The sequence below is a fragment of the Pantoea sp. CTOTU50773 genome, from assembly GCF_032082325.1.
Taxonomy (GTDB): domain Bacteria; phylum Pseudomonadota; class Gammaproteobacteria; order Enterobacterales; family Enterobacteriaceae; genus Pantoea; species Pantoea communis.
In genome coordinates, this window is record NZ_DAMDQC010000133.1 from 1 (window position 1) to 11,913 (window position 11,913).

Genomic DNA, 11,913 nt, shown 5'->3' on the forward strand with positions numbered 1-11,913 from the left:
CTCAGCAACTCAGCAACTCAGCAACTCAGCAACTCAGCAACTCAGCAACTCAGCATCCCGGCTTCTCAACACCATGCGGCTTCTTAAATCACACCACCGGCTGTTGTCGTCATAATGAGACTCATAACCCATTGATATTAAATGGACTGACAGTTCCTTGCATTGGTTGTCGTTGAGAGGAGACAGTTATTGAGGGGAGTGTTGCGAAATAACGGCGCACTTCTCAGCCTGAAGTGAGGCCGCACGGTTATCTTTCTGATTTAAAATAACTTATCTCTGAATCTGCAATTCTGGCACGGCTTATGCAATAATAATCCTGTAGATGCTCATTCCACCTCTTATGTTTGCTGATGCTACATAAACCTGGGAATGATGCAGAGCCCCTTACGGTATCCGTTGTCCAGCCTGGCAGTTATTGCGCACGCTTTACTGCAGTAAGAAGGACATTACGTTGAGTCGGATACCATCAGTTGTCTGAACGACCTGATCTTACACCTGCTTATGGCAGGTGTTTTTTTATCTGCGATTTACCCTCACGCCGCTACTCTTCAGGCAAAAAAAAGCCGGGACAAGCCCGGCGTGCACAAAAGTAACAATCGTTAAATCAAGCGTTTGGATTCGTTTTTAAGGTAAGAAGCAGACCTTCACGGCGCATTTGAGCAGCGTCCTCGGGGCGATGCAGGCGATCATAGACATCGGCCAACCAGGCATAATCAAAAGCATCAGGGCGTTGTGCCAGTGCCTGCTGGAAAGCTTCAGCGGCCTGTTGCCACTCACCGTGGCGCATCAGCATCTGGCCCAAGGTGCTGTGCAACAGCGGCGTTGCGCCATGTTGTTTGATTTGCTGGCGCAGCGCTTTCTCCAGCGATTGCGGATCGCCACTTTTAATGCGTGGCATTAACAGCACCAGGCGATCGTCATACTGGCGCTTCAATCCTTCCAGCACGATTCTTTGTGCAGTATCAGGGTCATCACACTCAATCAGATGTTCCGCCATCGCCACCTGCAGCGCCGTTTCCTGACGCGTTTTACGGCTCTGGTTTTGCCACCACTTCTTCAGGCCTTCGCTGCCTTGATCGGCCATGGCCTGATTCATCATGCCTAGCCAGGCTTGCTGTTGTAGCGCCTCACGATGGGCTTCATCGTTAACCTGTGATTTCTGCATGGAGGGCAGAATATCCAGCAACGCGCCCCATGCGCCGGTGCGAATATAAGCCTGTTCAGCCAGACGCAGCACTTCCGGATGACGCGGTGCGACTTCCAGCAATCGGTCAATGCCATGACGGGCGGCGTGATCTTCATTACGTGCCAGTTGCAGGCGTACGCGGGTGATTTCAACCGGAATGGTGTCGTTCTCGGACAGCTCAGACGCACGTTCCAGATGTTGATTGGCACGCACTTCGTCACCACGCTGCTGCGCCGCTTCGGCTGCCAGCAGATAGTTAGCCACCGGCTGATCGGCGTGATCGGCATTCTTCGACAGCAGTTTTTCAACTTGCTTGTAATCACCTTCCGCCAGCTTCATCAGAGCGCTCTGCGTGTGACGCTGTGCGCTGCGGCGTTTACGTCCAGTGAACCAACCACGCGTGCGTGCACCGGTGCGGAATACGCGGCGTAAAATCCATTCAATGAACAGAATCACCAGCAGACTGAGAATCAGGATGATTGCCAGTCCCGTAACGCTGGTTTCCACGTTCCAGTTATCAGTCTGAATCAGCACGTAGCCCTGGTGGCCGGCAATCATCGGCCCCAATACCACGCCTGCGATCAGCAGCAGGAAAAGCACCAATACTTTCAGCATGCTTAGCCTCCCTGTTGATCAGCCGGAACCGATGGCTGTGCCAGCAGGTTGCGCACGCGCGTCTGCATCAATTTTTCCAGCAGCGCCTGACTTTCCAGCGTATCCGGCACATCCATTGAGATGTTTTGCTGACTCAGCTCATCCAGTTGTGCGAGGAAGGCTTTGGTGGCAGCGTCGTTGGTGTCATACCAGGCGCGCACCCAGGTTGAGACCGCATCAATCGACTGTTTGTAGATTTCATCCTGATGACGTGGCACAGCCTGGGCGGCAATCAGCAGACGTGAACGAATGTTTTCACGCAGGTAAACGTCCTGATTCGGTGCCAGTAGCGGCTGTGCGGTGTTATCACGGCGGCGGATGGTAATGAAATCATCCATAAAGTTATGCCAGCTCTTCACCAGGTTTTGACGCCATTCGTGCAGCGAGCTGGAAAGCTCTCCGCCATCGGCATCCATCGGTGAATCATCACTGTCATTGTCAGCCAGACGCAGATTATCGACGCCGTTCGACAACTGATTGAGTTTGAGGATGATGCCATCGTAATCGACCTGGCTCACCGTTGAGAGAGAACTGATGTCCTGCGTTAAGGCACGACGCACGTTCATCACGCTCGGGTCATTCATATCGGCCAGGCTGGTATCGGCGCTTTTCAACAGCGCGGCGGCGGTGGTGACATCCTGATCGCTCCACAGCTTGCGGCCCGCCAGTTTTACGAGATAATCCGCTTGCGCCAGCAGCCAGGTGCGGGTGTCATTGCCGGAGATCGTCGCGACTTTATCGCGCAGGGTTTCCAGCTCTTTGGCGCTGTTGTCCTGCTGGGTACGCGCTTCCTGCAACGCTGTGTTCGCGGTGTCCAGTTGTTGCGTCAGCTGTTGTTTGTCGCTGCCCAGTTGCTGCTGCAGGGCGCTCAGCTGTTCACTCAGGTTCTGGTTTGTCTGAGCCTGTAAATCGGCCTGATGTTTCCCATTGAGGTAAAGTCCCGCACCAATCGCCAGCGCAATCACAATCGCCACCGCACTCAGTACTTTGCCATCGCTTTTTTTATCGCGAGGCTTTTTACCGTCTGGCGTGGGGGAAGTGTCCGCAGGGGTGGTTTCTTCAACCATGGCGGAGGAGGCTTTTTGTTCCGTCATTATGGCTCATCCCATTGTTAAGTTCAGCGTAACGCGCGCAGCAGCGCATCGTTATCAGCACCATCGGCTACCTCAATATCCTGCCAGCCTAATTCGGCGGCCTGAGTAGCCAAACGTTCACTGACGACCACCAGTCGACAGTGCAATAACCATTCCCGACGATCGATTGGCGGAAACAGTGCAAAGAGTTGTTGTAACATCTCACCGCTGGTGACCACCAGCGTGGTAATTCCACGATCGCGCCAGCGACGGCCCTCAATCGCGCCCTCATAATACTTTTCACACCGTTGATAGCACTCGCAGTATTCCACCTCGGCGCCGCGTTCCAGCAGGGTTTCAGCCAGTAACTCACGGCCTGGGCTGCCGCGCAAAATCAGCGCACGCTTGCCTTTTACCTGTTGCAGACGGTTGAGGCGCACTAACTCTTCGCTGGTCTCCCGCGCATGAGGATAGTCTACTTTCAGATGACTGACGGTATGCAGTGCCAGCGCGGTGCTGCGCCCTATAGCATAGTAGTCGAGTGTTTCGGGCCAGGTGAGGGCACTCTGCTGTAGCGCTGGATGGGCAAACAGCACCACCTGCTGTGACAGCAGAAACACCAGATCGCCCGGCCGTAAAGCCGCCAGTTTTTGCGGCAATTGTTGCAGATCGCGACCCGGCGTGAATTCAATCAGCGGTAGAGTCCACGCCAGTTTTCCCTGGGTTCGCAGACGCGAAACCAGTTCACTGGCAGCGGGTTCCGGGCGGGTCACGAGAATGGTCATGCGGGTGTTTGCCCCTGATAAACGTCGCGCAGAATGTCGCGGGCGCCGCCATCCAGCAGCTCTTCTGCCAGGGAAATCCCCATTTGCACGGCGTTTTCGCGCGGACCACGGCGTTCACCTACCACCATTTGCTGGCCATCCGGTGAGCCGACTAAGCCACGTAACCATAGCTGATTATCTTCCAGCACGGCAAAGCTGCCGATCGGTACCTGACAACCGCCTTCGAGGCGTGTGTTCATCGCGCGTTCAGCGCGCACACAAACATCGGTGTCGTCGTGATTCAGCGCCTGCAATAAGGTAATCAGTTCGTGATCATCAAGGCGACATTCGATGCCGACGGCGCCCTGGCCCACGGCGGGCAGCAAGATTTCAGCGGGCATCGCCTGACGAATGCGGTCGTCGAGGTTCAAGCGCTTCAGGCCTGCCGCGGCCAGAATAATGGCGTCATATTCTCCGGCATCCAGCTTACCTAAACGGGTGCCCACGTTCCCGCGTAACGAACGTATGATCAGATCGGGACGACGCGCGCTGAGCTGACACTGACGACGCAGACTGGAGGTCCCCACAATCGCGCCCTGTGGCAGTTCATCAATGCTGTTATACAGGTTGGAAACGAAGGCATCACGCGGGTCTTCACGCTCGCAGATGGTGACGAGGCCCAGGCCTTCCGGGAAATCCACCGGCACATCCTTCATGGAGTGCACCGCAAGATCGGCACGGTTTTCCAGCATTGCCAGTTCAAGCTCTTTGACAAACAGGCCTTTTCCACCGACTTTAGCGAGCGGTGTGTCGAGGATGATGTCGCCTTTGGTGACCATCGGCACCAGCTCAACCTGCACGCCCGGATGTGCTGCCATCAGGCGTTGTTGGACATATTGTGCCTGCCATAAAGCAAGGGGACTTTGTCTGGTAGCAATTCTGAAAATTTTGTTTAACATGCTGTTAACCATTTTGATCGTTCATCGATTATCCTATCATTGATAGGGGAATGCTGTCAGTTTCAACGGATTGAAAAGGCCTCGATGTCAGTTGTTACGCATTATTGCGTCATTTTCTGACGTCTAAGTCCGAAAAAGCAGGGCTACATGGGGAACGTGCTAAACTGTCATGTAGCGCAACTTTCTTTACGGTCAATCCTCCAGGTGTTAGATTGATCACGTTTCCAGCAATAATTTGCCCAACATCTTTATTATTAAGCGGCAGGTTTTGGAAACAGGGTGCTTAACACTGGGACAATCAGGCGAAACGTCTTGTACCTCTACATTGAGACACTGAAACAGAGACTGGATGCAATTAACCAGCTGCGCGTTGATCGCGCACTGGCTGCTATGGGACCTGCCTTCCAGCAAGTCTACAGTCTGCTGCCAACATTACTGCACTATCATCACCCGCTGATGCCGGGCTACCTTGACGGTAGCGTTCCCCACGGCGTCAGCTTCTTCACGCCTGATGAAAACCAACAGCATTTGTTGCAACAGTTGGCAGGCGATCAGTCTCTGGATCTCAGCACTGCGGTCAAAGGTGAACGTCCGATTACCGGCATTTACTCGATGGGCAGTACCTCGTCCGTCGGTCAGAACAGCGTGTCCGATCTCGACATCTGGGTGTGTCACCAATCCTGGTTAGATAATGAAGAGCGCCTCAATCTGCAGCGCAAGTGTACCCTGTTGCAGAAATGGTGTGTGTCGATGGGTGTGGAAGTCAGTTTCTTCCTGATCGACGAGAATCGTTTCCGCCACAATGAGAGCGGCAGCCTCGGTGGTGAAGACTGCGGTTCTACCCAACATATTTTGCTGCTGGATGAGTTCTACCGTACCGCTGTGCGTATGGCCGGTAAACGCATCCTGTGGAACATGGTGCCCGGCGAAGAAGAGCACCATTACGACGATTACGTGATGTCACTCTATTCACAAGGCGTGTTGACGCCGAATGAGTGGCTGGATCTCGGCGGCCTCGGCACGCTGTCAGCCGAAGAGTACTTCGGGGCCAGCTTGTGGCAGCTGTATAAAAGCATCGATTCACCGTACAAAGCGGTGCTGAAAACCCTGTTGTTAGAAGCGTACAGCTGGGAATACCCGAACACGCAATTGCTGGCGATGGATATCAAACAGCGCCTGCACGATGGCGAAATTGTCTGCTTCGGTCTCGACCCTTATTGCATGATGCTGGAGCGCGTGACGCGCTATCTGACCAGCGTCGATGACATGGCGCGCCTTGATTTGGTGCGTCGATGTTTCTATTTAAAAGTGTGTGAGAAGCTCTCGAGTGACGATCACCACCATCACCGCTCAGGCTGGCGTCGCGAGATTCTTTCGCAGCTGGTGAAAGAGTGGGGTTGGGATGAAGAGAAAATTGCGGTATTGGATAACCGCGCCCAGTGGAAAATTGAGCGTGTGCGTGAAGCGCACAACGAGTTGCTGGATGCGATGATGCAGAGCTATCGCAACCTGATCCGTTTTGCCCGTCGTAACAATTTAAGCGTCAGTGCCAGCCCGCAGGATATCGGCGTGCTGACGCGTAAACTGTATGCCGCGTTTGAAGCGTTGCCGGGCAAAGTGACGCTGGTGAACCCACAGATTTCGCCTGACCTGTCGGAAGATAATCTGACCTTTATTCATGTGCCGGAAGGTCGCGCCAATCGCGCCGGTTGGTATCTTTACAACCAGTCGCCGGACATGAGTTCGATCATCAGCCATCAGCCGCTGGAATATAACCGCTACCTGAACAAGTTAGTGGCGTGGGCGTGGTTCAACGGTTTGCTGACCAGCAAAACGCGTTTACATATGAAGGGCAACGAATTCTGCGATCTGCCGCGTTTGCAGGAGTTGGTGAACGATGTGTCGAGCCACTTCCCGCTGCGTGTACCTGCGCCGACGCCAAAAGCGTTGTACAGCCCGTGCGAAATCCGTCATCTGGCGATTATCGTTAACCTCGAACACGATCCGACCTCCGCCTTCCGCAATCAGGTGGTGCACTTTGATTTCCGCAAGCTGGATGTGTTCAGCTTCGGCCAGCAGCAACAGTGCCTGATTGGTAGCATTGATCTGCTGTACCGCAACTCATGGAATGAAGTGCGTACGCTGCACTTCAGCGGTGAGCAGGCGATGATCGAAGCGCTGAAAACCATTCTCGGCAAAATGCATCAGGACGCCGCACCGCCGGATACGGTGGAAGTGTTCTGCTACAGCCAGCATCTGCGCGGTTTGATTCGTACCCGCGTACAGCAGCTGGTGTCTGAGTGTATTGAGCTGCGTCTGTCGAGTACCCGTCAGGAGCCAGGCCGCTTTAAAGCGCTGCGAATGGCGGGCCAGACGTGGGGCTTGTTCTTCGAACGCATGAGCGTCTCGGTGCAGAAACTGGAAAATGCGGTGGAGTTCTACGGCGCGATTTCCAACAACAAGCTGCACGGTTTATCGATCAAAGTGGAATCGAATCAAACGCCATTACCGCCGGTGGTGAACGGCTATGCCAGCGAAGGCATCATTCAGTTCTTCTTTGAAGACACCAATGACGATCGCGGCTTCAACATCTATATACTCGACGAAACCAATCGCGTTGAGGTTTATCACCATTGTGAAGGCAGCAAAGAAGAGTTGGTGCGTGATGTGAGCCGTTTTTACTCCTCGTCGCATGATCGATTCACCTATGGCTCCAGCTTTATCAACTTCAACCTGCCGCAGTTCTACCAGATTGTGCACGCGGGCGATCGCTTCCAGGTGATTCCATTCCGCAGCCAGACGCTGACACAGCTCTGTGCGACGCAGCCCGATAACGACAACGGCGATTTCCAGCCGCGCTACCAAATGCATTGATCCCGCCTGCGTTCGCGCGGTGGGATTGGCTTTTCCTCTGACATGCGCCCGGATTTGCGGGTATTTCCTGTTGCTTTTACAACGTCAACTGCGATGATAAGCAGCCAAGGCTTAAGGACAGGAAGAGCAGACAGAATGAGACACATGATAAGTCAGCTGGGTATCGCGCTGGCACTGGTCAGCCTCGCAGGCTGTGGCCTGAAAGGACCGCTGTATTTCCCGCCCAAAGATCAGCCGACCAAACAAAACCAGCAGGTCACCCAACAGCAGCAAAAAGCGGCGCAGGATGCTGACGTTAACGGTTTGGTCACCAGCAAATCGGGTTCACAGGCGAACTAATCTCTATGAGTAATCCGGCGGAGCAGAAAATGCAGTTCTCGAAAATGCACGGTCTCGGCAACGATTTCATGGTTGTGGATGCTGTGACGCAAAACGTCTTTTTTTCGCCGGAACTGATTCGCCGTCTGGCGGATCGGCATCTGGGGATCGGTTTCGATCAGCTGCTGATCGTCGAACCGCCTTACGATCCGGATCTCGATTTTCATTACCGAATTTTCAACGCCGATGGCAGCGAAGTGGCTCAGTGCGGTAACGGTGCACGCTGTTTCGCTCGCTTTGTGCGCCTGAAAGGGCTGACCAACAAAAGCGACATCCGCGTGAGTACGCAAACCGGGCGTATGGTGCTGAGCGTGACCAGCGATGAGCTGGTACGTGTCAACATGGGTGAACCCAACTTCGATCCGCAACAGGTGCCGCTGCGCGCCAATAAAGCGGAAAGCCTGTATCTGCAACGTGTTGCGGAGCAGACCGTGATGTTTGGTGCGGTGTCGATGGGCAACCCGCACTGTGTGATTCAGGTTGAGAGTGTGAAAACGGCCGCCGTGGAAACCCTCGGTCCGCTGCTGGAAAGCCACGAACGCTTCCCCGAGCGCGTCAACGTGGGCTTTATGGAAGTGGTTAATCCTGAACACATTCGTCTGCGCGTGTATGAACGCGGCGCGGGTGAAACCCAGGCCTGTGGCAGCGGCGCTTGCGCAGCCGTTGCCTGCGGCATTCAGCAAGGCATTCTGGCGGAAAAAGTTCGCGTTGATTTGCCTGGCGGAACGCTGCATATCGCCTGGAAAGGAGTGGGTCAGCCGCTGTTTATGACCGGGCCAGCCACACACGTCTACGATGGGTTTATTCATCTATGAAAAATGTCGAAGAGCAAACCGACAGCGCGGTTTTGCTGGACGATCAGTCGGTAAGCGCCTTCCTGCGCCAGAACCCCGATTTCTTTATTCGCAATGCGCGCCAGGTTGAACAGATGATGGTGCCGCACCCGGTGCGCGGCAGCGTGTCGCTGGTAGAGTGGCACATGGCGCGTCAGCGCAACCACATCCAGCAGCTGGAAGAGGAAATCACGCTGTTGATGGAGCAGGCTACGGCCAACCATCAACTGTTCGATCGTCTGCTGGGGTTACAAGGCCATCTTGCCGCGGCGGACAGCCTGCAGGAAATGTTAACGCGTCTGCACCGTTGGGCGCGTGAGTTGGGTCTGGCCGGCGCCAATGTGCGGATGTTCAACGACCATTGGCACATCGGCGCACCTTCTGATTTCACCCAGTTGGGTCTTTCTCGTCAGGCTTTTGAGCCGCTGCGTATTCAACGCTTTGGTGCTGAACATCATTACCTTGGCAGCCTGAATGGCCCGGAGTTACTGCTGTTGTTGCCTCAGGCGAAAGCCATCGGGTCGGTGGCGATGTCGCTGATGGGCGAACGCGGCGAGCTTGGCGTGCTAATTTTCAGCAGCCGCGACAACCAGCATTATCAAGCGGGCATGGGCACTTTGCTGTTACAGCATCTGGCGCAAATGCTGCCGGATCTGCTGTCTCGCTGGATTGAACGCGCATGAGTGACGTCAGCCCGTTGCAGCCAGCCGTTGAGGGCTTTCTGCGTTATCTGAAAGTCGAACGCCAGCTCAGCCCGTTGACGCAAAAGAATTACACCCGCCAGTTGCAGACGATGACCGCGATGGCCGATGAGATGAAGATCGCCTCATGGGCACAACTGGAGCCCGCACAGGTTCGTCAGTTGGCGGCTCGCAGCCGTCGTGCCGGACTCGGGCCCAGCAGTCTGGCATTACGTATGTCAGCACTGCGCAGTTTTCTTGACTGGCAGGTCAGCCAGGGGATGCTAAGCGCCAATCCGGCCAAAGGCATCTCCACGCCGCGCAATGCTCGTCATCTGCCAAAAAATATGGATGTCGACGAGGTTAACCAGCTGCTGGAAATCGACCTGAACGATCCGCTGGCGGTGCGCGACCGCGCGATGCTGGAGACCATGTACGGCGGCGGTTTACGTTTGTCGGAGCTGGTGGGCATGGATTGTCGTCATGTCGATCTCGACGCCGGTGAAGTGTGGGTGTTGGGGAAAGGCAGTAAAGAGCGACGTGTGCCGATTGGTGGCACGGCGGTGACCTGGCTGCAACACTGGCTGCCACTGCGTGCAAGCTTCGCGCCGCAGGATGATGCGATGTTTGTTTCCAGTCGCGGCACGCGTATTTCAGCGCGTAACGTGCAAAAGCGCTTTGCCGAGTGGGGCATTAAGCAGGGCGTGGCCAACCATATTCATCCGCATAAACTGCGTCACTCGTTTGCGACCCATTTGCTCGAATCGAGTGGCGATCTGCGTGCGGTGCAGGAACTGCTCGGGCACGCTAATCTGTCGACCACGCAAATCTATACCCATCTCGATTTCCAGCATCTGGCGACCGTGTACGACGCGGCGCATCCACGTGCTAAACGAGGAAAGTCTGAATGAAGTTCTACCGCCCGCTGGGCCCGATCAAAGCGATCACTTTCGATCTCGACGATACGCTGTATGACAACCATCCGGTGATCCGTAAAACCACTGCCGAATCCCACGCCGCGTTGCAGGCCTTCCATCCGGCATTGCGTGAATTCACCCCCGCTGATTATCAGGCGCTGCGTGACGAACTGCTGGCGCGTGAGCCGGAAATTTACCACGACGTGTCTGAGTGGCGCCGCCGCTCGGTTGAGCTGGCAATGATCAATATCGGCTTATCCGCTGCTGAAGCCCGCGCCGGTGCCAGCGAAGTGATGGGTGTATTCCATCAGTGGCGCAGCGAAGTCGAGATGCCGGATGAAACGCACCAAACGCTGACGTGGCTGGGCGAGCGCGTCCCGCTGGTGGCGATCACTAACGGCAATGCCTGTCCGGAAAAGCTGGGGATCAACCACTACTTCCAGTTCGCCCTGCGCGCCGGCCCGCACGGCCGTGCTAAGCCGTGGCAGGATATGTATCAGCTGGCGGCTGAGCGTTTGAACATCGCACCTGAGCATATTCTTCATGTGGGCGACGATCTCACCACCGATGTGGTCGGTTCAATAAACGCGGGCATGCAAGCCTGCTGGATCAACCTGCGCGATGGCAATCTGATGAAGATTGATGATGCGCGTTTGCTGCCGCACGTCGAAATTCATCAGTTGGCATCGCTGACCTCGCTGCTATAATGCTGTATGTTCATCCAGCTAATGGCTGGATGATGGCAGGCATTTCCTGACGCACAAATCGTAGCGGCACCCTTCATTTTGCGATGAATAGCGCCGCTACAAATGGTGCGTTGACTGAATGCTGAGAAACCGCATTTCTCAATCCTCCTTTTATTATTTTGGCAAAACGGTGCTTATGGACGTTTCTGATCTGCTTAACGGCTTGAATGACAAACAGCGCGAGGCGGTCGCCGCGCCGCGCAGCAATCTGCTGGTGCTGGCCGGGGCAGGCAGTGGCAAAACGCGCGTGCTGGTGCATCGCATTGCCTGGCTGCTGTCGGTAGAGAATTGCTCGCCTTACTCGATCATGGCGGTGACCTTTACCAACAAAGCGGCGGCTGAAATGCGCCATCGTATCGATCAACTGATCGGCACCAGTCAGGGCGGTATGTGGATTGGCACCTTCCACGGACTGGCGCACCGTTTACTGCGTGCCCATCATCTTGATGCCAATCTGCCGCAGGATTTCCAGATTCTCGATAGCGACGATCAGCTGCGCCTGCTCAAGCGTCTGATCAAAGCCATGAACCTTGATGAGAAACAGTGGCCTGCACGCCAGGGCATGTGGTACATCAACGGCAAAAAAGATGAAGGGCTGCGTCCAAAACACATCGAAAGCTACGGTAATCCGATTGAACAAACCTGGCTGCGCATCTATCAGGCTTATCAGGAGGCTTGCGATCGCGCGGGCTTAGTGGATTTTGCCGAACTGCTGCTGCGTGCGCATGAGCTGTGGCTGAACAAGCCGCATATCCTGAATCATTACCGCGAGCGTTTTAGCAACGTGCTGGTGGACGAATTCCAGGATACGAACAACATCCAGTACGCGTGGATCCGTATGCTGGCGGG

At 55.0% G+C, this 11,913-nt stretch carries 11 protein-coding genes; 7 read left to right on the top strand and 4 right to left on the bottom strand.

Features of this window, described 5'->3' with window-relative positions; translation table 11 throughout:
* Positions 1-604: 604 nt before the first annotated feature.
* The 4 genes from hemY to hemC are packed head-to-tail and all read right to left on the bottom strand — an operon-like array spanning position 605 to position 4,636.
* On the bottom strand, positions 605-1,801 hold the full coding sequence (gene hemY, locus RT340_RS17705) for a protoheme IX biogenesis protein HemY (protein WP_313377392.1): 1,197 nt from the start codon (positions 1,799-1,801) through the stop codon (positions 605-607).
* 2 nt (positions 1,802-1,803) lie between these two features.
* Positions 1,804-2,934 carry a uroporphyrinogen-III C-methyltransferase gene (gene hemX / locus RT340_RS17710; protein ID WP_034827857.1) on the bottom strand — a complete coding sequence of 377 codons (1,131 nt, stop codon included), beginning with the start codon at positions 2,932-2,934 and terminating at the stop codon, positions 1,804-1,806.
* A gap of 23 nt (positions 2,935-2,957) precedes the next feature.
* Entirely contained in the window at positions 2,958-3,698 is a 741-nt protein-coding gene (gene hemD, locus RT340_RS17715) for a uroporphyrinogen-III synthase (RefSeq protein WP_034827859.1), read from the bottom strand.
* Positions 3,695-4,636 carry a hydroxymethylbilane synthase gene (gene hemC / locus RT340_RS17720; protein WP_313377393.1) on the bottom strand — a complete coding sequence of 314 codons (942 nt, stop codon included), beginning with the start codon at positions 4,634-4,636 and terminating at the stop codon, positions 3,695-3,697. Before hemC ends, hemD begins: the two co-directional genes overlap by 4 nt.
* A 312-nt stretch (positions 4,637-4,948) precedes the next feature.
* On the opposite strand from hemC, the gene RT340_RS17725 reads away from it, so the two are divergent.
* The 7 genes from RT340_RS17725 to RT340_RS17755 all read left to right on the top strand — a co-directional run.
* On the top strand, positions 4,949-7,510 hold the full coding sequence (locus RT340_RS17725; RefSeq protein ID WP_097118518.1) for a class I adenylate cyclase: 2,562 nt from the start codon (positions 4,949-4,951) through the stop codon (positions 7,508-7,510).
* Positions 7,511-7,645: 135 nt separating this feature from the next.
* Complete coding sequence (lptM, locus tag RT340_RS17730) at positions 7,646-7,849, top strand: LPS translocon maturation chaperone LptM (protein ID WP_097118519.1); 204 nt, start codon at positions 7,646-7,648, stop codon at positions 7,847-7,849.
* A 29-nt stretch (positions 7,850-7,878) separates the two neighbouring features.
* The gene (gene dapF, locus RT340_RS17735) at positions 7,879-8,703 is read left to right on the top strand and encodes a diaminopimelate epimerase (RefSeq protein ID WP_058960398.1); all 825 of its coding nucleotides are present in this window, start codon (positions 7,879-7,881) and stop codon (positions 8,701-8,703) included.
* On the top strand, positions 8,700-9,404 hold the full coding sequence (locus RT340_RS17740; protein ID WP_313377394.1) for a DUF484 domain-containing protein: 705 nt from the start codon (positions 8,700-8,702) through the stop codon (positions 9,402-9,404). Before dapF ends, RT340_RS17740 begins: the two co-directional genes overlap by 4 nt.
* The gene (gene xerC, locus RT340_RS17745) at positions 9,401-10,312 is read left to right on the top strand and encodes a tyrosine recombinase XerC (protein WP_058960365.1); all 912 of its coding nucleotides are present in this window, start codon (positions 9,401-9,403) and stop codon (positions 10,310-10,312) included. Before RT340_RS17740 ends, xerC begins: the two co-directional genes overlap by 4 nt.
* Entirely contained in the window at positions 10,309-11,025 is a 717-nt protein-coding gene (yigB, locus tag RT340_RS17750) for a 5-amino-6-(5-phospho-D-ribitylamino)uracil phosphatase YigB (protein ID WP_058960364.1), read from the top strand. Before xerC ends, yigB begins: the two co-directional genes overlap by 4 nt.
* A 175-nt stretch (positions 11,026-11,200) precedes the next feature.
* Positions 11,201-11,913 (top strand): UvrD-helicase domain-containing protein (locus RT340_RS17755; RefSeq protein WP_313377395.1); only part of this gene is annotated, 713 nt, incomplete at its 3' end.

Excerpts from the sequence above, each read along its gene's own strand:
- hemY (WP_313377392.1), bottom strand. The coding sequence starts at position 1,801 with ATGCTGAAAGTATTGGTGCTTTTCCTGCTGCTGATCGCAGGCGTGGTA.
- hemX (WP_034827857.1), bottom strand. The coding sequence starts at position 2,934 with ATGACGGAACAAAAAGCCTCCTCCGCCATGGTTGAAGAAACCACCCCT.
- hemD (WP_034827859.1), bottom strand. The coding sequence starts at position 3,698 with ATGACCATTCTCGTGACCCGCCCGGAACCCGCTGCCAGTGAACTGGTT.
- hemC (WP_313377393.1), bottom strand. The coding sequence starts at position 4,636 with ATGTTAAACAAAATTTTCAGAATTGCTACCAGACAAAGTCCCCTTGCT.
- lptM (WP_097118519.1), top strand. The coding sequence starts at position 7,646 with ATGAGACACATGATAAGTCAGCTGGGTATCGCGCTGGCACTGGTCAGC.
- dapF (WP_058960398.1), top strand. The coding sequence starts at position 7,879 with ATGCAGTTCTCGAAAATGCACGGTCTCGGCAACGATTTCATGGTTGTG.
- RT340_RS17740 (WP_313377394.1), top strand. The coding sequence starts at position 8,700 with ATGAAAAATGTCGAAGAGCAAACCGACAGCGCGGTTTTGCTGGACGAT.
- xerC (WP_058960365.1), top strand. The coding sequence starts at position 9,401 with ATGAGTGACGTCAGCCCGTTGCAGCCAGCCGTTGAGGGCTTTCTGCGT.
- yigB (WP_058960364.1), top strand. The coding sequence starts at position 10,309 with ATGAAGTTCTACCGCCCGCTGGGCCCGATCAAAGCGATCACTTTCGAT.